At 64.3% G+C, this 21,566-nt stretch carries 19 protein-coding genes and 3 pseudogenes; 20 read left to right on the forward strand and 2 right to left on the reverse strand.

What is annotated here, in order from left to right:
• Positions 1-29: 29 nt before the first annotated feature.
• The 17 genes and pseudogenes from EKK97_RS10320 to EKK97_RS10400 all read left to right on the forward strand — a co-directional run bounded on the left by EKK97_RS10320 (position 30) and on the right by EKK97_RS10400 (position 16,178).
• Positions 30-1,027: pseudogene (locus tag EKK97_RS10320) on the forward strand (tripartite tricarboxylate transporter substrate binding protein).
• Positions 1,028-1,122: 95 nt separating this feature from the next.
• Positions 1,123-1,626, forward strand: a complete 504-nt coding sequence (locus tag EKK97_RS10325) for a tripartite tricarboxylate transporter TctB family protein (RefSeq protein WP_159551663.1) — start codon at positions 1,123-1,125, stop codon at positions 1,624-1,626.
• Between the two features lie 18 nt (positions 1,627-1,644).
• A pseudogene (locus tag EKK97_RS10330) lies at positions 1,645-3,146 on the forward strand (tripartite tricarboxylate transporter permease).
• Between the two features lie 391 nt (positions 3,147-3,537).
• Positions 3,538-4,863 (forward strand): urea ABC transporter substrate-binding protein, encoded by a 1,326-nt coding sequence (gene urtA, locus EKK97_RS10335; protein ID WP_201297115.1) that lies wholly within the window; start codon positions 3,538-3,540, stop codon positions 4,861-4,863.
• A gap of 173 nt (positions 4,864-5,036) precedes the next feature.
• On the forward strand, positions 5,037-6,638 hold the full coding sequence (gene urtB / locus EKK97_RS10340; protein ID WP_159555758.1) for an urea ABC transporter permease subunit UrtB: 1,602 nt from the start codon (positions 5,037-5,039) through the stop codon (positions 6,636-6,638).
• A 3-nt stretch (positions 6,639-6,641) separates the two neighbouring features.
• A complete protein-coding gene (urtC, locus tag EKK97_RS10345) occupies positions 6,642-7,781 on the forward strand; it encodes an urea ABC transporter permease subunit UrtC (RefSeq protein ID WP_159551665.1) in 1,140 nt (379 codons plus the stop codon).
• Positions 7,778-8,617 carry an urea ABC transporter ATP-binding protein UrtD gene (urtD, locus tag EKK97_RS10350; RefSeq protein ID WP_159551667.1) on the forward strand — a complete coding sequence of 280 codons (840 nt, stop codon included), beginning with the start codon at positions 7,778-7,780 and terminating at the stop codon, positions 8,615-8,617. Before urtC ends, urtD begins: the two co-directional genes overlap by 4 nt.
• Positions 8,617-9,315, forward strand: a complete 699-nt coding sequence (gene urtE / locus EKK97_RS10355) for an urea ABC transporter ATP-binding subunit UrtE (RefSeq protein WP_159551669.1) — start codon at positions 8,617-8,619, stop codon at positions 9,313-9,315. The genes urtD and urtE overlap by 1 nt, the downstream gene beginning before the upstream one ends.
• A 271-nt stretch (positions 9,316-9,586) precedes the next feature.
• Positions 9,587-10,480: an urease accessory protein UreD gene (locus EKK97_RS10360; RefSeq protein ID WP_159551671.1), complete on the forward strand. Its 894-nt coding sequence runs from the start codon at positions 9,587-9,589 to the stop codon at positions 10,478-10,480.
• A gap of 18 nt (positions 10,481-10,498) precedes the next feature.
• Positions 10,499-10,801: an urease subunit gamma gene (ureA, locus tag EKK97_RS10365; RefSeq protein WP_159551673.1), complete on the forward strand. Its 303-nt coding sequence runs from the start codon at positions 10,499-10,501 to the stop codon at positions 10,799-10,801.
• A gap of 154 nt (positions 10,802-10,955) precedes the next feature.
• Positions 10,956-11,276: an urease subunit beta gene (locus EKK97_RS10370; RefSeq protein WP_159551675.1), complete on the forward strand. Its 321-nt coding sequence runs from the start codon at positions 10,956-10,958 to the stop codon at positions 11,274-11,276.
• On the forward strand, positions 11,273-13,018 hold the full coding sequence (gene ureC / locus EKK97_RS10375; protein WP_159551677.1) for an urease subunit alpha: 1,746 nt from the start codon (positions 11,273-11,275) through the stop codon (positions 13,016-13,018). The genes EKK97_RS10370 and ureC overlap by 4 nt, the downstream gene beginning before the upstream one ends.
• Before the next feature lie 70 nt (positions 13,019-13,088).
• Entirely contained in the window at positions 13,089-13,667 is a 579-nt protein-coding gene (gene ureE / locus EKK97_RS10380; RefSeq protein WP_159551679.1) for an urease accessory protein UreE, read from the forward strand.
• Positions 13,657-14,373 carry an urease accessory protein UreF gene (locus tag EKK97_RS10385; protein WP_422673565.1) on the forward strand — a complete coding sequence of 239 codons (717 nt, stop codon included), beginning with the start codon at positions 13,657-13,659 and terminating at the stop codon, positions 14,371-14,373. The genes ureE and EKK97_RS10385 overlap by 11 nt, the downstream gene beginning before the upstream one ends.
• A 122-nt stretch (positions 14,374-14,495) precedes the next feature.
• A complete protein-coding gene (ureG, locus tag EKK97_RS10390) occupies positions 14,496-15,134 on the forward strand; it encodes an urease accessory protein UreG (RefSeq protein WP_159551681.1) in 639 nt (212 codons plus the stop codon).
• A gap of 40 nt (positions 15,135-15,174) precedes the next feature.
• Positions 15,175-15,777 carry a HupE/UreJ family protein gene (locus tag EKK97_RS10395; protein WP_159551683.1) on the forward strand — a complete coding sequence of 201 codons (603 nt, stop codon included), beginning with the start codon at positions 15,175-15,177 and terminating at the stop codon, positions 15,775-15,777.
• A gap of 173 nt (positions 15,778-15,950) precedes the next feature.
• A complete protein-coding gene (locus tag EKK97_RS10400) occupies positions 15,951-16,178 on the forward strand; it encodes a lipopolysaccharide assembly protein LapA domain-containing protein (RefSeq protein WP_159551685.1) in 228 nt (75 codons plus the stop codon).
• A gap of 22 nt (positions 16,179-16,200) precedes the next feature.
• Here the strand turns inward: EKK97_RS10400 and EKK97_RS10405 are convergent, their stop codons facing one another.
• Positions 16,201-17,124 (reverse strand): YihY/virulence factor BrkB family protein, encoded by a 924-nt coding sequence (locus EKK97_RS10405; protein ID WP_159551687.1) that lies wholly within the window; start codon positions 17,122-17,124, stop codon positions 16,201-16,203.
• A gap of 424 nt (positions 17,125-17,548) precedes the next feature.
• Positions 17,549-18,559: a serine hydrolase domain-containing protein gene (locus EKK97_RS10410; protein ID WP_159551689.1), complete on the reverse strand. Its 1,011-nt coding sequence runs from the start codon at positions 18,557-18,559 to the stop codon at positions 17,549-17,551.
• Positions 18,560-18,726: 167 nt separating this feature from the next.
• Here EKK97_RS10410 and EKK97_RS10415 point away from each other — a divergent pair, with 167 nt between their 5' ends.
• The 3 genes and pseudogenes from EKK97_RS10415 to apbC all read left to right on the forward strand — a co-directional run bounded on the left by EKK97_RS10415 (position 18,727) and on the right by apbC (position 21,545).
• A complete protein-coding gene (locus EKK97_RS10415) occupies positions 18,727-19,320 on the forward strand; it encodes a hypothetical protein (protein WP_159551691.1) in 594 nt (197 codons plus the stop codon).
• Between the two features lie 155 nt (positions 19,321-19,475).
• A complete protein-coding gene (locus EKK97_RS10420; protein WP_159551693.1) occupies positions 19,476-20,600 on the forward strand; it encodes a coiled-coil domain-containing protein in 1,125 nt (374 codons plus the stop codon).
• A 142-nt stretch (positions 20,601-20,742) separates the two neighbouring features.
• A pseudogene (gene apbC / locus EKK97_RS10425) lies at positions 20,743-21,545 on the forward strand (iron-sulfur cluster carrier protein ApbC).
• The last annotated feature ends 21 nt before the right edge of the window (positions 21,546-21,566 follow it).

A 21,566-nucleotide genomic window follows, 5' to 3' on the forward strand; every position in this document is an offset into this window, starting at 1 on the left:
CAATAATTATCCGACAACCGGAGAACGCCATGACTGCCAAGTTTCCCGTCAAGCACCTGACCCTGCTGGCCCTGCCGTTGGCTGCTGCCAGCCTGGCCACCCTGGCTCAGGCCCAGGACTGGACGCCCACCCGTTCCATCGAGTTCATCGCCCGGCCAACCCGGGCGGCGGCTGGGACACCCTGGTGCGCACCACCTCCCGTGTCATCCAGGAGGAAGGGCTGGCTGACCAGAACTTCGCCGCCATCAACGTGCCGGGAGGCGGCGGTGCCGTGGCTTGGGCGCAGATCGCGCGCGACAGCGGCAACCCGCACAAGCTGTTCGCCACCAGCCCGCCCATCATTCTGGTGCCGCTGGCAGGGACCTCGCGCCACGATCACACCGATTTCACCCCGATCGCACGCCTGATCACCGACTATTCCATCGTGCTGGTGCGTGACGACTCACCCTACGGCGACCTCAACGAGCTGTTCGAGGCGATCCAGGAGAAGCCCAACCTCAGCATCGGTGGCGGTAGTGCTCCTGGTTCGATGGATCACATCTCCATCGCTGGGCTTGCCTCCGCGGCAGGGCTGAACGCAGCGGAAGTCAACTACGTGCCGTTCTCCGGCGGCGGCGAGGCCATGACCAGCCTGATGGGCGGCCATGTCGAGGCGGTAATCACCGGCGCCGGCGAGGCCTCCGGACAACTGGGCGAGGGTAGTGAGGTTCGCGCCCTGGGTGTTTCCGCTCCCGAGCGCATGGGCGGTGTGCTGGCTGACGTGCCCACCTACCAGGAGCAGGGCATCGACTACACCTTCGACATCTGGCGCGGCGTGATGGGTGCTCCGGACATGCCCGCCGAGGCCGTGGCCTATTACGAGGACCTGTTCGCCCAGATGCTGGAGACCGACGGCTGGCAGCAGGCTCGTGATCAACTGGGCTGGCTCGATGCCTATCAGGACAGCGAAGAGTTCGGCGACTTCCTCGATGCACAGAAGACGCAGTTCAGCGAAGTGCTGAGCGATCTTGGCCTGCTCGGCCAGTAAGTAAGCGAAGGCAAGACCCTTGGCCAGGGCTTCGCTACGGAGCTCTGGTCGGTTCATCCTGCAACACCTGAGCCATTCGGCTCGAGGTTTACCCCATGACACGACTCAATACCAACCAGTGGCTGGCACTCATCATCGCCGTGTTTGCCGCCGCCTACCTGTGGATGGCGTGGCAGATTCCCTCGTTCCCCTTGCCTCGCCCGGTGGACTCCGATCTCTTTCCCAAGGTGCTGGGGTTCACTCTGCTTGCATTGGCTGCCTTGCTGTTCTTCGAGCGTCCGGCCGAAGTGGTCAGTGACGACGAGGAGGCGGATGCGGCGGCGCAAGAGGCTCAGGAAGACGCCGCCCGGCCCTTGCTGCTGCGCCCCTGGTCGCGCGTCGTCGTGACCTCGCTGGCCATCGTGGCCTACGCGCTGCTGCTGGTACCGTTCGGTTTCGTGCTGGCTTCCACCCTGTTGGGCTTCGGCCTGAGCTGGTACTACGGCTATCGCCGCCATGCGATCAACTTGGCGGTATCGTTGGGCGTAGTGCTGACGCTCTACCTGACTCTCACCCGTGCCATGGGCGTCTACCTGCCCACCGGCCTGCTGCCATTCTGATCGGCTGGAGAGACTTCCATGGAGTCCTTGAACAATCTGATGTACGGCTTCGGCATTGCGCTGGAGCCGATGAACATCGCCTATGTCTTCTTTGGCGTATTCGCCGGCACGATCATCGGCATGCTGCCCGGGCTCGGCCGATCAGTGCGCTGGCACTGATGATCCCTATTACGTTCGCTATGGAGCCTTCCTCGGGCCTGATCCTGATGGCAGGGGTCTACTATGGCGCGATCTTCGGCGGCTCGACCTCGTCGATCCTGCTCAACGCGCCGGGTGTGGCGGGAACCGTGGCCACCTCCTTCGATGGTTATCCGATGGCCAAGCAGGGCATGGCGGGCAAGGCCCTGGCCATTGCCGCCTACGCCTCGTTCATTGGCGGCACCGTTTCCATCGTATTCCTGATGCTGGTGGCGCCGCTGCTGGGCAAGGTGGCCGTCAGCTTCGGTCCGGCCGAGTACTTCTCGCTGATGGTGCTGGGCCTGACGGCGGTGGTATCGCTGTCCGACAAGTCGCTGGTGAAGGGCCTGATCGCCGCAGTGCTCGGGGTTATGATCTCGATCATGGGCATCGATCTGCAGACCGGTACCGAGCGCTATACCTTCGGCAGCGCGCATTTGCTGGACGGTATCGACTTCCTGGTGGTAGCGCTGGGTATCTTCGCTCTGGCCGAGGTGTTCTACATCCTGCTGCGCGGCGGCGGCGGCAAGGAGGCGCCACGCAACGCCATCGGTTCGCTCAAGCTGACGCGTAGCGAAGTGAGCCAGATCGCGCCGCCCATCGCACGCAGTTCGGTGCTCGGTTTCTTTACCGGCGTACTGCCGGGCGCTGGTGCCACCATCGGTTCGTTTCTCGGCTACAGCATGGAGAAGCGTCTGGCGAAGGACGGCCACACCTTCGGCAAGGGCAACATCAAGGGCGTGGCGGCACCGGAGGCGGCCAACAACGCGGCCTGTACCGGCTCCTTCGTGCCGCTGCTGACGCTGGGTGTGCCGGGGTCGGGCACCACCGCGGTGCTGCTTGGCGCGCTGCTGATCATGGGCGTCTCGCCAGGTCCGATGATGCTCGAGAATCGCCCGGACGTGTTCTGGGGCGTAATCGCCAGTATGTACATTGGCAACATCTTCCTGCTGGTTCTCAACCTGCCGTTGATCCCGTTGATTGCCAAGATTCTCGACATGCCGAAGCCGATGCTGCTGTCGCTGATCCTGATCTTCTGCATGGTCGGCGTCTATGGCATGAGCTTCAGTATCTTCGATCTGCTGTTGCTGCTCGGCTTCGGCCTGCTGGGACTTGGCATGCGCCTGTTCGGTTTCCCCACCGCACCGCTGATTCTGGGCTTGATTCTCGGCGCCATCATGGAAGAGTCGATGCGGCGGGCGCTGCAGATCTCCGGTGGCGACTGGTGGACCTTCATCGACAAGCCGATCTCCATGTGGCTGCTGATCATTGCAGCGCTGTCGCTGCTGCTGCCGCTGGCCAAGCGGGGCCTGACCAAGATGCGCAGCCCAGCCGCTTCCTAGCAGCTCAGCCACAGACGAGAAGTAGAAGCATCTTTCCCAGCAGGGGCGTCGAGAGATCGACGCCCCTGCTTGCGTTAGGTGGGGTGCACTTGCTTGGTGCGTGCTCGTGGTGCAGGCGAACGTTGTCGGCGCAAAGGTTCACCTGACCTGTGCACGCCTGCGGTGCGATAGGGTGAGTTCTGGCTCGAAGAGCTGCGCGTAACTGTTTGTACAGGAAGCCTTCCAAGGGTTTTGCCGCATGATGGCGCAGGCCTTGCAATGGCTTGGAGCCTAGTGCTGTGCGGCCGGTGTCGGCCGTGCATGAACTTCACAACAAGTCCCTCCCGCAGGAGGGCGCAAGGAGGTTCGAGTGAACGCTTCCCGTCGCAACATGCCTTTCCCCGTTCGCATCATGTCATCCCCGTCCCGCGCTGTGGCCGCAGCCCTGTTGGCGGCGGCGTCCCTCGGTGTTACTGGCCAGGCGCTGGCCCAGGAAGAGCCCATCAAGGTGGGCATCCTGCACTCGCTGTCCGGCACCATGGCGATCAGCGAATCGACCCTCAAGGACACCGTCGAGATGCTGATCGAGCAGCAGAACGAGCAGGGTGGCCTGTTGGGCCGTCAGCTCGAGGCGGTGGTGGTCGACCCGGCCTCCAACTGGCCGCTGTTCGCCGAGCGTGCCCGCGAGCTGCTCGAGCAGCATGAGGTGGACGTGGTGTTCGGCAACTGGACTTCGGTGTCGCGCAAGGCCGTGCTGCCGGTGTTCGAGGAACTCAATGGCCTGCTGTTCTATCCGGTGCAGTACGAGGGCGAAGAGTCCTCGGAGAATGTCTTCTACACCGGGGCAGCGCCCAACCAGCAGGCCATCCCGGCGGTGGAATACCTGCTCAACGAGGTGGGCGTGGAGCGCTTTGCGCTGCTCGGCACCGATTACGTCTACCCGCGCACCACCAATCGTATCCTCGAAGCCTTCCTCAAGGAGGAGCACGGCATTGCCGACGAGGACATCATGATCAACTACACGCCGTTCGGTCACTCCGACTGGCAGAACATCGTCGCCGAGGTGCGCCGCTTCGGCAGCGAGGGCAAGAAGACCGCAGTGGTCTCGACCATCAACGGCGACGCCAACGTACCGTTCTATCGCGAGCTGGCCAACCAGGGCATCGACGCCGCCGACATTCCGGTCATCGCCTTCTCGGTGGGTGAGCAGGAGCTCTCCGGCATCGATACCGGCCCGCTGGTGGGTCACCTGGCCGCCTGGAACTACTTCATGAGCGTGGACACCGACGCCAACTACGACTTCATCGACGCCTGGATCGACTACACCGGCGACGAGGAGGCGGTGACCAACGATCCCATGGAGGCGCACTACATCGGCTTCAACATGTGGGCCGAGGCGGTGCGCAAGGCCGGCACCACCGACGTCGATGCGGTCAAGGAGGCCATCATCGGCGTGACCGTTCCCAACCTGACCGGCGGCTATGCGGCGATGATGCCCAACCACCACATCACCAAGCCGGTGCTGATCGGCGAGGTACAGGACAACGGCCAGTTCGACATCGTATGGCAGACGCCCTCCACCGTGGCCGGCGATGCCTGGTCCGACTACCTGCCGGGTTCGCGTGACCTGATCGCTGACTGGCGCAAGCCCATGGAGTGCGGCAACTTCAACGTGGCCAACGGCCGCTGCGGCGGCAGCACCGCTGCCGAAGAGGCCGAAGCGGCGCTCGCCGAGTAAGCCCAGCATGGCCCCCGCTGCCTGGCAGCGGGGAGCACGCCTTCTTCACCGATTCCGAGGAACGCTCCGATGAGATATCCCCCGTGCCCTGGCCAGTGGCGGCCGGGGCGAGGGCCGGCAGCGCCGCCGAAGACAGCGAGCCCATGCATGCAGCAACGAGGGGTTCGTGGCTGATGGTTCTCGTCCTTGCCCTCACGCTCGCACTTGGTCTTACGCTGGCCGCTCCCGCATCCGCGCAGGACGCCGAAAGGTCCGACGATACAACAGCACAGGCGCTTCTCGCGGCGCTGGACGTGTCGTCGTTTTCCGCTAAGGGCGAAGCCATTGAGGCCATCGTGCGCAGCGACGATCCTCGCGCACGGGACTGGCTCCAGGCCCTGCTCGATGGTCGTTTGCAGCGCATCGACGATGGCCGCTTCGTGGTAGTGCTCGACAATTCGGGCCGCCAGTGGCCGGTCGAGGACGCCCTGACCGGCGAGGCCCTGGGCGAGATGTCGCGCCGCGACCTGGACCGCATCGGCATCAATAACGCGCTGCGCAATCAACTGCGCAGCGCCATCGCCGTGGTCGATCTCTATGCCGCCGATGTCGGGTTACGCCGCGCTTCCGCCGAGCGGTTGCTGGGCGAGGTCGACGGCGACCTGGCTGGCCCCCTGGCCGAGGTGATCGAGGCGGAGCCGGATGCGCGGGTGCAAGAGCGGCTGATCCAGGCGCTCGCCATTTACCGCCTGGAGCAGGGTGAGGTCGAGGCGGTCGAGGAACTGCGCGGCAGTCTCCATCCTAGGGTGCGGGTTGCTCTCAATCGGGTACTCAACAGTGACGATCCCGCGCTGGTCGAGGAGGCCAGGAGCGCCTTGAGCGGCATCGAGCAGAAGCTCAAGGTCAACCGTGCGGTCGAGACGCTCTACTTCGGCCTGTCGCTGGGCTCGGTGCTGGTGCTCGCCGCCATCGGCCTGGCCATCACCTTCGGCGTGATGGGCGTGATCAACATGGCCCATGGCGAGCTGATCATGCTCGGTGCCTACACCACCTGGGCCATGCAGCAATTGCTGCCGGGCCAGCCGGGGCTGGCCTTGATCCTGGCGATTCCCGCCGGCTTCCTGGTGGCAGCTCTGGCGGGTATCGCCATCGAGCGCGGCGTCATCCAGTTCCTGAAAGGACGGCCGCTGGAAACGCTCTTGGCCACCTTCGGCATCAGCCTGATCCTGCAGCAGCTGGTGCGCACCGTCATTTCGCCGCTCAACCGCACCGTCGTCACGCCGGAGTGGATGAGCGGCTCCATTGCCGTCAACGATGCGCTTTCTCTCACGCTCAACCGGATGGTGGTGCTCGGCTTCGCCCTGGTGGTGTTCGCCGCGCTGATGCTGATCATGCGCCGTACCCGGCTCGGCCTGGAGGTGCGGGCGGTGACCCAGAACCGTGCCATGGCACGCTCGATGGGCATTCGCGCCACGCGGGTCGACATCCTGACCTTCGCCCTGGGCTCCGGGGTGGCGGGGCTGGCCGGCGTGGCGCTCAGCCAGCTCACCAACGTGGGACCCAACCTGGGCCAGAACTACATCATCGACTCCTTCATGGTGGTGGTCTTCGGCGGCGTGGGGAATCTGTGGGGCACCCTGGTGGCGGGGCTATCGCTCGGTGTCATCAACCAGGTGCTGGAACCCTGGGCCGGTGCCGTGATGGCCAAGATCATCGTGCTGGTGTTCATCATCCTGTTCATTCAAAAGCGCCCCCGCGGACTCTTCCCGCAGAAGGGCCGGGCGGCGGAGGGCTGATCCATGCAATCGCGATCGTGGCTGATGAGGCCGTTCGGCGAACGCTCGACGCTGATCTTTCTCGGCGTGCTGCTGGCGACAATGGCCCTGGTGACGCTACTGCACGTGGCCGTGCCGGCGGGGCATCCGCTCCATGTCAGTGCTTATACCGTTAACTTGTTCGGCAAGTACCTGAGCTACGCCCTGCTGGCGGTGGCGGTGGATCTGGTGTGGGGCTATCTCGGTATCCTCAGCCTGGGCCATGGCGCCTTCTTCGCCCTGGGCGGCTATGCCATGGGCATGTACCTGATGCGCCAGATCGGTGACCGTGGCGTTTATGGCCACCCGGTGCTGCCCGACTTCATGGTGTTCCTCAACTGGGACAGCTTGCCGTGGTACTGGCATGGCTTCGACATGGCCGGGTTCGCCTTCCTGATGGTGCTGCTGGTACCGGGAGCGTTGGCGCTGGTGTTTGGCTTCCTGGCGTTTCGCTCACGGGTCACCGGGGTCTATCTGTCAATCATCACCCAGGCGCTCACCTTCGCCCTGATGCTGGCCTTCTTCCGCAACGAGATGGGCTTCGGCGGCAACAACGGGCTGACCGACTTCCGCGAGATCCTCGGCTTCAACCTGCGCAGCAGCGAGACCCGGCTGGGCCTCTTCCTGGCCACCGGCGTGGCCCTGGCGCTGGGCTACCTGCTGTGCCGGGCCATCGTGACCAGCAAGCTGGGCCGGGTGTGCGTGGCGACCCGCGACGCCGAGGCGCGCACGCGCTTTCTCGGCTATCGGGTCGAGCGCTTCCAGCTGTTCGTGTTCGTGGTCTCGGCCATGCTGGCGGGCCTGGCCGGGGCGCTCTATGTGCCTCAGGTAGGGATCATCAACCCCAGCGAGTTCTCGCCGCTGTTCTCCATCGAGATCGTGCTGTGGGTGGCGCTGGGCGGCCGCGCGACGCTCTATGGAGCGGTGATCGGGGCGATACTCGTCAACTACGCCAAGACGGTCTTCACCGGGGTGATGCCCGATGCCTGGCTGTTTGCCCTGGGCGGGCTCTTCGTGCTCGTCACGGTGTTCCTGCCCAAGGGGGTGGCGGGGCTCCTGGCATTGCGACTTCGTCATCGCCGCGACGGTGACGCCTCGTTTTCCGGCAAGGAGGCATCGGCATGAGCATTTTGGGTTCATTGGCCAATCGTGACCGGGTCTTCGATTTCCTGGTGCCGGCCGAGTCGCCGGTCGACGTGCGCCACGGGCCGATTCTCTACCTCGAGGACGTCACGGTCAGCTTCGACGGCTTCAAGGCGATCAATGACCTCAACCTGACCATCGACGACGGCGAGCTGCGCTGCATCATCGGACCCAACGGCGCCGGCAAGACCACCATGATGGATATCATCACCGGCAAGACCCGACCCGACAGCGGCAAGGTATGGTTCGGCAGTCGCCACGACCTGCTGACCATGAACGAGCCGCAGATCGCCAGCCTGGGCATCGGGCGCAAGTTCCAGAAGCCCACGGTGTTCGAAGCATTGAGCGTATTCGAGAACCTGGAACTGGCGATGGCTGCCGACAAGCGCATCCTGCCCACGCTCACCGCGCGCATGAGCGGCGAGATCCGTGACCGCATCGACGAAGTGCTGGTGACCATCGGCCTGGGCGAACTGCGCCAGCGCCCGGCGGGCATCCTTTCCCACGGCCAGAAGCAGTGGCTGGAGATCGGCATGCTGCTGATGCAGCGGCCGCGCCTGTTGCTGGTGGACGAGCCGGTGGCCGGCATGACTGAGCAGGAGATGGAGCGTACCGCCGAGCTGCTGACCGGGTTGGCGGGAAAACAATCCGTTGTGGTCGTCGAGCACGATATGGGCTTCGTGCGTTCCATCGCGCGCAAGGTGACGGTGCTGCACCAGGGCAGTGTGTTGGCGGAGGGCAGTATGGACCAGGTTTCGAGCGACCCGCGGGTGGTCGAGGTCTACCTGGGTGCCGAAGCCGAGGAGGAGGCGGTCTGATGCTCGAGATCGACAAGCTCAACCAGTTCTATGGCGAAAGCCACACCCTGTGGGATCTCGACCTGGCCGTGCCGGTGGGCCAGTGTACCTGCGTAATGGGGCGCAACGGGGTGGGCAAGACCACCTTGATGAAGGCGATCATGGGGGAGGTGGCGGTGGCCTCCGGCAGCATCCGCTATGCCGACGATGTCGAGCTTACCCGGCGGCGGGTGGAGGATCGTTCGCGGCTGGGGATCGGCTACGTGCCCCAGGGGCGGCAGATCTTCCCGCTGCTCACCGTGGAAGAGAACCTGCGTACCGGCCTGGCGGCACGCGGCGATGGTCGGCGCACCATCCCGGAGCGCATCTTCGAACTCTTCCCGGTGCTCGAGGAGATGAAGCACCGTCGGGGCGGCGATCTCTCGGGCGGCCAGCAGCAGCAGCTGGCCATCGGTCGGGCGCTGGTGATCGAGCCACGCCTGCTGATTCTTGACGAGCCGGGGGAGGGGATCCAGCCCAATATCGTCACCCTGATTGGCGAGGTGATTCGCAAGCTGATCGCCGAGGACGGTCTGACCGTGCTGCTGGTGGAGCAGAAGCTGCCCTTCGCCCGCAAGTATGCCGATCGCTTCGCGATCATGGATCGCGGCCGGCCGGTGGCCAAGGGCGCGATCGGCGAGCTGTCCGATGCCCTGATCAAGGAGCACCTGACGGTATAGCCGTTTTGCCAAGGTAAGGAATTCGCTCCTGCACCGTTCTGGGCCGTGATCAAGAGGGTTACGAGGCGCTCATGCGCAGAAACTGTGCGCCTCGCTGGCTTTTGTGCGCCAATCTGGTGCGAAGATGGTCCTTGCAGGTGTGGCTGTATACAAAATAACTCAATGAATCGTATTCGTTTTTTCTGCATTTCACTGTTCTGGTACAGCGGTTGCCTGAATAGGGCAAAGCCTCGACGAAGAGGCCGAACCCTGTTGCAGAAGGCCGATGCCAATGACGGCTCGTTTCGACGCCAAGACACTGCTGCCGCCCTGTGCTTCCGGTCACCGCTTCGATGCCGGCCGCCGCTGGGTGGCGTCGCTGGAACTCGGCTTCGACCGGCGCCAGGGGGCCACCCGCCTGGTGCGGGCTCGTCATCAGGGCCCGCTGCGGGTGCAGCGGCCTTTCTATCCCGAGGGGCGCGAGGGCTCGTGTCATGTTTACCTGCTGCATCCACCCGGAGGGCTGGTCAGCGGCGATGTGTTGCACGTCTCGGTTCAGGTCGAAGCGGGCGCCCGTGCGTTGGTGACGACGCCTGCGGCCAACAAGCTCTATCGTGCCGACAGCCATGGTGTGGCCTGGTCCCAGCGTACCGAGCTGCAGGTGGCGTCGGGCGGAGTGCTCGAGTGGCTGCCCCAGGAGACCATTGCCTTCGACGGCTCGTGCGGTGAGCAGCACACGTCCATCGAGCTGGCCGACGATGCGCGTTGCCTGGGCTGGGAAGTGTTGGCGCTGGGTCGACCGGCGAGCCGGCTGCCCTACGTGTCGGGCCGAATCGAGCAGCGCTTTCGGCTGTATCGCGATGGCAAGCCATTGTGGCTGGAGCGCCAGCCGCTCGACCCGGAGCACCCGCGCTTCAAGGGGCGCTGGGGGCAGGGTGGCGCCAGCGTGCAGGCCACCCTGTGGGCCGTGGGCCTCGACGATGAAGCCCTGGCCGTCGAGGCATTGCGTGACGCGATAACGCCGAACCCGCGCTGGGCGGTGACCATGCGCCATGGCGTGCTGTTGCTGCGCTATCTAGGACATGAGCGTAACGAAGCCTGGGACCTTTGCCAGCAGGCCTGGGCCTGTCTCAGGCCGTTGTTGATCGATTCTCCTCCCCATTCCCCCCGTATCTGGTTCACCTGACGATTCCAGGAGACTCGCATGGAACTGACCCCGAGAGACAAGGACAAGCTGCTGCTGTTCTCGGCCGCCCAACTGGCCGAGCGACGCCGGGCTCGCGGCCTCAAGCTCAACTACCCGGAAGCGGTGGCGCTGATCAGCTTCGAGATCATGGAAGGCGCGAGAGACGGCCGCAGCGTGGCCGAGCTGATGAGCTACGGCCGCGAGATCCTCGGCCGCGACGATGTGATGGAGGGGGTAGCCGAGATGGTGCACGAGGTGCAGGTGGAGGCGACGTTCCCTGACGGCACGAAGCTGGTCACGGTCCACACGCCAATCGTCTAAAACTGGCTGCACTCGGCCATGCTGTGTTGGCTTCACGACAAAAAATGCTCATTTACTAAAGTAAACTCCGCGTTTTTGTCGCTCGCCGCCTTGCCTGGCCTTCGTTCGCTCAGTTTTAGCTGTTCAATGACAGCCATAACGTAGGGAAGGTCCAATGATTCCCGGTGAGTACCAATTACAGGACGGCGAGATAGAGCTCTGCGCCGGGCGCGAGCGGATCACGGTGGAGGTGGCCAACATCGGCGACCGGCCGATCCAGGTCGGCTCCCATTATCACTTCGCCGAAACCAACCCGGCGCTTGTCTTCGACCGCACCAAGGCACACGGCTTTCGGCTGGACGTGGCGGCGGGCACGGCGATTCGCTTCGAGCCGGGTCAGACCCGCGAGGTCACGCTGATTCCTTTTGCCGGCACGCGCCATATCTACGGCTTTCGCGGTGAGGTGATGGGTAAGCTGGATGGAGGTAGCGCATGAGCACCCGCTCTCATAACAGCTCTCCAAATACCTCTCCCAACAAGATCGGCCGGCAGGCCTATGCCGATATGTATGGCCCCACGGTGGGCGACCGGGTACGCCTGGGCGACACTGAACTGTGGATCGAAGTCGAGCGCGACGCGACCCATTACGGCGACGAGGTGAAGTTCGGCGGCGGCAAGGTGATCCGCGACGGCATGGGCCAGAGCCAGCGCCTCGACGATACGGTGATGGATACCGTGATCACTAACGCGCTGATCCTCGATTGGTGGGGTATCGTCAAGGCGGATGTGGGTCTGCAGGCCGGCCGTATCGCAGCCATCGGCAAGGCGGGCAATCCCGACACCCAGCCCGATGTCGACATCGTCATCGGCCCCGGCACCGAAATCATTGCCGGTGAGGGCAAGATCCTCACCGCCGGCGGTATCGACGCGCACATCCACTTCATTTGCCCCCAGCAGGTGGAAGAGGCGCTGATGAGCGGCATCACCACCATGCTCGGCGGCGGCACGGGGCCGGCCACCGGCTCCAATGCCACCACCTGCACGCCGGGCGCCTGGCACATCGGCAGGATGCTACAGGCGGTGGACGAGCTGCCGATGAATATCGGCCTGCTCGGCAAGGGCAACGCCAGCCTGCCCGAAGCCTTGGAGGCGCAGATCGAAGCCGGCGCCATCGGTCTCAAGCTGCACGAGGACTGGGGCACCACGCCGGCTTCCATCGACACCTGCCTGAGCGTGGCCGAAAAGTACGACGTACAGATCGCCATCCATACCGACACGCTCAACGAGTCGGGCTTCGTCGAGGATACGCTGGCCGCCTTCAAGGAGCGCGGGATCCATACCTACCACACCGAGGGCGCCGGTGGCGGTCACGCGCCGGACATCCTGATTGCTTGTTCCAAGCCCTACGTGCTGCCGTCCTCGACCAACCCGACCCGGCCCTACACGGTCAACACCATCGACGAGCACCTCGACATGCTGATGGTGTGCCACCATCTCGATCCCAACATTCCCGAGGACGTGGCCTTCGCCGACTCGCGCATCCGCCGCGAGACCATTGCCGCCGAGGACATCCTGCAGGACATGGGGGTGATCTCGATGATTGCCTCGGACTCCCAGGCCATGGGGAGGGTCGGCGAGGTGGTGTGCCGCACCTGGCAGACCGCGCACAAGATGAAGGTGCAGCGTGGTCTGCTGCCGGAGGATGAAGCGCTTGGCGCCGACAACTTCCGTGCCCGGCGCTACATCGCCAAGTACACCATCAACCCGGCGATCACCCACGGTATCGGTCATGAGGTCGGCTCCATCGAGGTCGGCAAGCTGGCCGACCTGGTGCTGTGGAGTCCGGCCTTTTTCGGCGTCAAACCGGCGCTGATTCTCAAGGCGGGCATGATCGCGGCGGCACCCATGGGTGACCCCAACGCCTCGATTCCCACGCCGCAGCCGGTGCACTACCGCCCCATGTTCGGTGCCTTCGGTCGCGCGGCGAGCCTGTCGCGGTTGACCTTCGTCAGCCAGGCGGCGCTGGACGCCGGCATCAAGGAGCGGTTGGGCCTGCAAAGCGAGCTGGCGGCATGCAAGAACGTGCGCGGTGTGCGCAAGAGCGATATGAAGCTCAACGATGCCTGCCCCGAGCTCAGCGTCGATCCGCAGACCTATGAGGTGCGTTGCGACGGGGAGCTGCTGACCTGTGAGCCGGCCACCGAGCTGCCATTGGCTCAGCGCTACCACTTGTTCTGAGCTACGGGCTACGGGCTACGAGCTACGAGCCCGAAGCCCGCGGCTCGTGGCCCGATACTGGGGTTGAATAATGCTGAAACTGATCGAACGCCTGGGACCCATCGAAGGACGCCAGGCCAGCGACACCCTCACGCTGCCCTATGAGCTGCGCATTCGCGGTCGGCTCAAGGCGGTCAGCGACGCCGGTCGCGATCTGGGGCTGTTTCTCGACCGTGGCCCGGTGTTGCGTCATGGCGAGGGGCTGCGCGCCGAGAGCGGTGAGATCGTGCGGGTCAGGGCTGCAGACGAGCCGGTGGTGACGGCGCGCGTTGCGGCAGGCCTGCCGCTGGCGCGGCTCGCCTACCACCTGGGCAATCGCCACGTACAACTGGCCCTGGGCGAGGACGGGCAGGGTGGTTACGTGCGCTTCCCGCCGGACCACGTTCTGGAAGAGCTGGCCGAGTTGCTGGGAGCGAGCCTGGAACGGCACGAGGCTCCCTTCGATCCCGAGCCGGGCGCCTACCACCAGCTCGGCCATTCACATGCGCATGACCACGATCATGACCATGAGCACGGCCACGATCATGACCATGAGCACGGCCACGATCATGACCATGAGCACGGCCACGATCACAGTCACCACGGCCATGGCCATCACCATGCCCATTGAGGCGGCCCAGGGGATGGCGCAGAGCGACGATCTGGCCCTGCTGGGACTGTTGCAACTGGTCAGCCCGGCGCTGCCGATCGGCGCCTTTGCCTTTTCGCAGGGGCTCGAGAGTGCCTTCGAACTCGGGTGGGTAAAGGACGAGGCGAGCCTCGGCGACTGGCTGACCGGCGTGCTCGACGACGGCCTGACCCGCTGCGAGCTGCCGGTGCTGGCGCGTCTGCAGCAGGCCTGGGCGGATGAGGATGCCGAGGCGATCGCACAGTGGGATGGCTGGCTTGCCGCCAACCGCGAGACCGCCGAGCTGGCCGCCGAGGATTCGCGCCTGGGCGCGTCGCTCTCCCGTCTATTGGGCAGTCTGAACCTGTTGCCCGAGGGCCCTTCGAGAGAGTCGCCAGCGCTGCCGCCGGGCGCCGGCTACGTGACGGTATTTGCCTGGGCTGCCCAGGTGCGAGGGGTGGCACCGCGCCAGGCCATGCTCGGCTTTTCCTGGGCCTGGCTCGAGAACCAGCTGGCGGTGGCCTGCAAGGCGCTGCCGCTGGGACATACCGCCGCCCAGCGCCTGGTCGAGCGGCTGCGCCCGGCGCTGGTGGCCGCGGTAGACGAGGCGCTCGTGCTCGAGGACGACGAACTCGGCCCTGCGCTGCCCGGCCTGGCGCTGGCCAGCGCGTTGCACGAAACGCAGTACTCGCGATTGTTTAGAAGCTAGTAGTAAGAGGGAAGAGGGAAGAGGGAAGACAGGACGTGAGTTTTCTTCCCTCTTCGAGTCGCGAAGCGACGTCTTCCTTCTCGTGACATTCCAAACGTCGAATTCATGAAAGGAACAAGACGATGACACATTGCCTACGCGTCGGTGTCGGCGGCCCGGTGGGGTCCGGCAAGACGGCTCTGCTCAAGCAGCTCTGCCTGGCGCTGCGCGACCACTATGACATTGCCGTGGTCACCAACGATATCTACACCCGTGAGGACGCCGATTTCCTGCTGCGTCACGAGGCGCTGCCAGCCGACCGCATCCTGGGTGTGGAGACCGGCGGCTGCCCGCACACGGCGATCCGCGAGGATGCTTCGATGAACCTCGCCGCCATCGACGAGCTGCAGGGGCGACATCCCAACCTGGAGCTGGTGCTGGTGGAGTCGGGCGGCGACAACCTCTCGGCCACCTTCAGTCCTGAGCTCTCCGACCTCACGCTCTACGTGATCGATGTTTCCGCCGGTGACAAGATCCCGCGCAAGGGCGGGCCCGGTATCACCAAGTCGGACCTGCTGATCATCAACAAGATCGACATCGCCGAGCAGGTTCACGCCTCGCTCGAAGTGATGGAGCGGGATTCGAAGAAGATGCGCGGCGAGCGTCCGTTCGTCTTCACCAACCTCTACGACGGCGTGGGTCTCGAAGAGATCATCCGCTTCATTCTCGATCGCGGCATGTTGTCGGAGCGTCGTCCCCGGGCCCAGCCGGTCAACGCCTGAGTCTAAACCCGTTTCCCTTATCGGCAAGGAGATCGCCACCATGAAGAACCGTCATTCCTCCGCCACGCGCCTGGCACTGGCCAGCGTCCCCCTCATGCTGCTGGTCGCGGGCATGGCTGTTGGCCACCCGGGCCACGACCATGCCCACGGCAGCGGCTTTGCCGCCGGCTTGGCGCATCCGTTGCTGGGGCTGGATCACCTGCTGGCGATGCTGGCCGTCGGGCTGTGGAGCCTGCGCCAGAGCCGTGCTTTCAGCCTGGCGGCGCCGCTGCTCGCCGCCGGTGGCATGCTGCTGGGAGCCGGATTGGCCTGGGGGGGGTTGGCATTGCCGGGCGTGGAGTTCGGTATTGCCATGTCGGTGTTGCTGGCGGGTGTATTGATTGCCGCGCTGGTTAAGGTGCCGGCCGCGGTGGGCGCCGGCGTAGTGGTACTGTTCATGCTGTTCCACGGCCATGCCCACGGCAGCGAGATGCCGCACGGTGCCTCCATGCTGGCGTACCTGGCCGGTTTCACGCTGGCCACGCTGGCGATCACCTATGTGGGCCGCCTGGCCGGCGGGTTTCTCATGCAGCGGGAGAACCGTTTTCTGCGGGCTCTGGGCGTGGCGATCGCGGCAGCCGGGGCACTGTTTGCCTTCGGCTGATCGCGCGCCGAGCCTGAAGTCCCGCAACGTTTCTCCTTCCTGATGTCCATGCCCTACACGCCCGACTTCGGCCGGGCGTGTCATTGTTGGCCAAGGCGGTTCGACCTTGGCTCAAGTTGACAGGTAACGTGCGACCGCCCAGCTTGAATAGGCAGAATGACAAAGGAGGGCGCATGGATACGCTACTGCTGGCGATCAAGATCGTCATCACCCTGCTGGTCGCGATTCTCTTCGTGCAGAACATCGTCCTGGTCGAGGTGCGCTTCCTGGCATGGGGAACGCGCATGCCGCTGGCGTTGCTGCTGCTCGTCATCTACGTGCTTGGCATGGTCAGCGGCAAGGCGCTGTTTACGTTCATACGCCGGTTACGGAGCAATAGAAAGCACAGCTCCCGTTATTGAGGGGTTACTGGGAGTGCTCGCCTCAGTCCACGTGCGTGATCGCCTCCCGCCGTGGGTCGACATACCACGGCAAGCCGCGACGGGCGTTGTATTCGAGTTCGGCGATGACCTGGGCGCCGAGCAACAGGATCACGGCGCCCACTTCCAGGGTCAGCAGCACCACGATCAGCGTGGCGAGTGAGCCGTAGACCACGTTGACCAGCGAGACGTTGAGAAAATAGAACATCAGCAGGAAGCGGACCCCTTCCCACAGCAGGGCGGCGACGAAGCCGCCTACCAGCGCTCTTTTCAAGGCGATCTTCACCACGGGAAGAACCTTGTAGATGGCGCTGAAGAGCAGGAAGACACCGAGGAAGCTGAACAGGTTGAGCAGGGGATCGGAGAGGCCGGCCAAGGGCATGTCGCGCCCGGCGACCACTCGCCACAGGGTGCCGATCGCCTCGGCCAGGGTCACCATCAGGGTGAGGGCGGCCAGGCCGGCACCCAACACCAGCATGAACAGGTAGGGGAGCAGTACCGAGACCCAGATTCGGCGCTTGGGATGGGCTTCCGGTGTGTGGAAGATAATCGCCAGGGCGTCTTCCAGCATGCGAAAGACGAAGGAGCTGAACACCAGCAGCATCAGAATGCCGAACAGCCCGATCACGTCGCGCGATTCCAGTAGGGTACGCACCGCTTCCAGCAGGCCTTCGGCGTGGGCCGGAGCCAAGTGGGCCAACTGGACGCTGAGGACCTCGAGCAGCACGGCTTCGTCCACGACCCGCGTCAGCAGTACGGCGAGCAGGGCGAAGAGTGGCACGATGGAAAGCAGGATGTTGTAGCCGACACCGCCTGCCAGCAGAATGCCGCGGTTGCGCAGGAAGGCCACCAGGACTCGCCACAGGAAGGCACCAACGCGAGGAACCAGGACGAACATGACACGCTGCGACCTGTGGTCTCGAGACATGGCGAGTGTCGCTCCTTGTGCCGAACTGGGAATCCTCTTCGTTAAGGTATTAGCGTACACCGTAGGCCACAAGCCTGGCCGCTTCGCTGGATGCTTCGTGCAGGTCCGCTACACTGGGGCTGACGGTGGCCGATAGCTACCTCTCGACTCTTCCAACCGGACAGCAAGGAGAGCTGTATGCGCAATATCATCTACATCATTGGCCTGATCGTTGTGGTGCTTTTTATCCTTTCGATGCTGGGACTGCGTTAAGGAAACACAGCACAAGTGCCTGCGCGAGCGAATCGCTGCGTTGCGCGGTGCCGCCTTGCGTTTCATCTCGCTCGCCGATTTGTTCAGCGCTTCCTTAGGCACCCGGCGGATGCCTAACGAGCGCTAGGCACAGGCCATGACCGGCAGCATGCCGGTCATGGCATGTCGTCCGTCAGCGTTCTTCCAGCAGCGTCTCGATCAGTGCGTGCAGTCGCTCTTGGTTGAAACGGGCACCGTCCGGGCTGGGCGTAGGGTCGGCGGTAATGGCCACCGTCAGTTCGCGTGCAGGGATTACATAGAGCCCTTGACCACCGAAGCCGCGCCCGTAGTAGACGCGCTCCCCAGCCAACGTGGTGATGAACCAGCCATATCCGTAGCTGTCGCCTGTCCAGCGTGAGGTGCCATGCGGTTGCCAGGAAGCCTCCACCCACGCCTTCGGCAGCACGCGCACTCCATCGATCACCCCATCGAGGCGGTAGAGTTCGCCGAGGCGTATCAGGGCCAGGGGGGAAAGGACCATGTCGTTGCCGCCGAAATAGATGCCCTGCGGGTCCTGCGGCCAAGGCGGAATGGTGATGCCGAGAGGGTCGCCAAGCAGGCGCCGAGCCAGCGCCAGGGTGCTTTCACCACTCGCTTCGGTAAGGGCGGCGGAGAGCAGGTGGGAGCTGCCGGTAGAGTAGAGCATCTCGTCTCCGGGGCGAGCGACGAAGGGACGGCTCAGAGCATCGGCGACCCAGTCGCTGCTTGCGACCCAGGCGCCGTAGTTGTGCCCCGACGTTCGCTCGAGCCCCGCCTGCAGGGTCAGCAGATGTTCCACGGTGATCTGATCGATGCGTGGATCGGCATCGTCGGGAACTCGCGAACCGAGCAGCTCCACGATGGGCTGGTCGACGCCCTCGATCACCTTCTCCTCGATGGCGGCTCCGACCAATGCCGCCAGCACGGTCTTGGACAGCGATTTGATGTTGACCGGCCGGTCGCTGGCGGGACCTGCCAGGCGGTGCTCCAGGACGATCTCGCCCTGTTCGGCGACCACGATGGCGTGTAGCCGGGAAACTTCGCTTGCCCGCTCTACCAGTCTCGCCAGCGCCCGCTCGCTGACGCTCTCCTGCGCTGCCTCCTGTGCCTGGGCCAGTGGCGAAAACGGGCCGAGCAGGCACAGGCACAGCGCGAGTGATGACATGAGCAGGCATCGCCAGGGATGAAGAGGATGCGCCAGGGCAGCTAGGCTAATCGACATGCTCGCTCTCGCGTGGAAGTGTTCCTCTGTTCGAGGACGCCAGGTTGCCGGAGGTTCCGGGAGGACTCGTCGGGCTTTTACTCACTCATCGTCAATGGGAGGCTACAACGATGTGTCCACTCCTGCCGCGTTGGCTTGGGGTGGGGCTGTCCCTGCTGTTGCTGACCGGTTGCGTTGGCCGTGTCATGCCGCCCGAGCCCCAGTCGCTGGCCCATCCCGTCGATATCTACCTGCTCGATCATGGCCGTCACTCGAGCCTGGTGCTGCCGCGCGCAGAGGGTGGGGTGGTACGCTACAGCTATGGTGAGTGGCGCTGGTACGTCGAGGGGCGACGCCATTTTCCGGCCGGCGCTGCGGCTATGCTGTGGCCCACCGAAGCGGGGCTGGGACGTGGCATCCACCCCGGGATCGAATCGCCCCATCAGTTCCACCGGCTGGCGCCCGAGGGAGTGGCCGAGGTCTACCCGTTCCAGGCTGAGGCGAGCCGGGTACAGGCATTGCAGCGGCACCTCGATGGGCATTTCGAACGGGCCGAAGTCGAGCCGGTGGCGAGTGAGGAGTTCGGACTGGAGTTCGTTCCCTATCCGCGAGGATATTCTGCCGCCCACCAGTCGAACCTGGTCGTTGCGCGCTGGTTGCGTGCCCTGGATGTCGAAGTCCAGGGATCGCCGTGGTTTTCCAATTGGCGTGTCGACGAGCCCTGAGTCGGCATGATTCCGCCATGTCTCGCCTTTTTCTCTGTCCGAGTGTGCGCAGTTGGCCAAGGGGCGGTTGCTTCCTTTTACCCAGGGTATCGCTATGTATGCTGAGGAAGGAGCGGCACGAGAATACTGAAAGGACCAACAGGAGGGTCTAGCCCATGTCGGAGACAGCCGAGAGCCCACTCTACAAGGACAGGCGAGTTTTAGTGCTGGTGGCCATTGCCCTGCTCGCCATCGTCTGGGCGATATTCGCACACAACAATGCCAGTGATTATCGGGAGCGCAGTGCCGCGCTCGAGGAACAGTTGACGGCACTCGAGGGCGAGCATCAGGAATTGATCGGCGAACTCAACCAGCGCAACCAGGCGGGCGAGGATATCGAGACGCTTCAGGCGAGGCTGGCTGGGCTCGAAGAAGAGCGACAATCGGTGGAAGCGGCTCTGGACGAGGAGCGGCAGGCTGTCCGAAGTGAGATCGAGCAGCTCGAGGCCGAAGCCGCGGAGGCGGAAAACCGCCTCGCAGAGTTGCAGGAGCAGCAGGCCTCGCTGGAAAGCGATCTCGAGGCCCGTCGCAACGAGCAGGCCGAAATGGAGAATAGCCTCGCTGCCCTGCGCGATGACTACCAGGCGGTGGATGAAGCGCGAGCCGATGCCGAAGCAGCCCGCCAGGATGCCGAGAATGCCCGCCAAGAGGCGGAGGAGACACGACAGGCCGCTGAGGAAGAACGTCAACAAGCCGAAGAGGCACGCCAGCAGGCAGAGGCTGAACTCGAGCAGATTTCCAACGAGCTGGGCCAGATGCGCGAAGACGCTGAGGCTGCCCAGGAGCGGCTGGATACACTCAATACGGCGATCGAAGAGCGTGAGCAGACCTTGGAGACACTGGAGAACGACATCGAGGCACTGGAGGCTTGGCGCGATGAGGTCGAGGCCGAAGTGGGTGAAATCCGCGATGAGCGTGACGCCGCCACCTCCGAGCTCGAATCGATTCGCCAGGAGCGCGACGAGGTGAACCAGGAAATCGATTCGGGCCGTAGCCAGCTCGAAGAGGTGGAAGCTCAGGCCGAGCGGCGCCAGCAGCAGCTACAGCAGCTCGAGGAACAACTGGCGCAGTGGCGCGATGCGCTGGCCGAACTCGAGCTGCGTACTGAATCGACCGAGCAGGACCAGCAGCGGCAGAACCAGCGGCAACAGGAAGGCCAAGGCCAGCAGCCGCAGGGTCAGCAGCCGCAAGGCCAGGATGAAGCCACCAGTGAGACCGAAGACGCCAGTGAGCGCAGTTGATCGGGCGGGTGGACGCGGTGGCGGGATATGGCTCGCCATGAGCGTTCAGGCGTGCCCATGCGCTGGCAGCGGCGCGTTATACTGACGTCGGGACAGAACGATGGCACTTTAGCCACACCAACCATACGAGGAGTCAATCGTGATCGAAGGGGTCAAGCATATCGTGGCCGTGGCATCCGGTAAGGGTGGAGTCGGCAAGTCCACCGTTACCGTCAACCTGGCGCTGGCCATGGTGGCCGAGGGCTATCGAGTCGGCATTCTCGATGCCGACATCCATGGCCCCAGCCAGGCCCAGATGCTTGGCGTGCCGGAAGGGGTGCGGCCCCAGCAGGCTGGAGAGAACCGCTTCCGTCCGCTGGAAACTCACGGCGTGCAGGCCATGTCGATGGCGTTCATGGTCGATACGCGGGAACCCATGGTGTGGCGTGGTCCGATGGTCGCGGGGGCCTTCCAGCAGTTGTTGACCCAGACGGCATGGCAGGATCTCGACGTGCTGTTCATCGACATGCCGCCGGGCACCGGTGACATTCAGTTGACCCTGGCGCAGAAGGTGCCGGTGGATGGCGCCGTCATCGTCACCACGCCGCAGGACATTGCCCTGCTCGACGCGCGCAAGGGCATCGAGATGTTCCGCAAGGTGAACGTGCCGGTGCTGGTGTCGTGGAGAACATGAGCCTGCACGTGTGTTCCCAGTGCGGTCACGCCGAACCGATCTTCGGCGAAGGGGGCGGCGAGCGTATTGCCGGGGAGTACGATACTCGCGTGCTCGGCAGGCTGCCGCTGGCATTGTCGATCCGCGAACAGGTCGACGGTGGCCGGCCCACGGTGGTCGCCGAGCCGGAGGGGGAGGTGACCCACACCTTCCGCGACATGGCGCGGCAGATCGCCAAGGCGCTCGAGGGTCAGTCGACGGATGAGGGGCCGAGCATTTCCTTCAGCGACTAACGGCGTTTGGCCCAGGAGCGT

The organism is Billgrantia tianxiuensis (assembly GCF_009834345.1).
In the GTDB taxonomy this organism is placed as follows: domain Bacteria; phylum Pseudomonadota; class Gammaproteobacteria; order Pseudomonadales; family Halomonadaceae; genus Halomonas; species Halomonas tianxiuensis.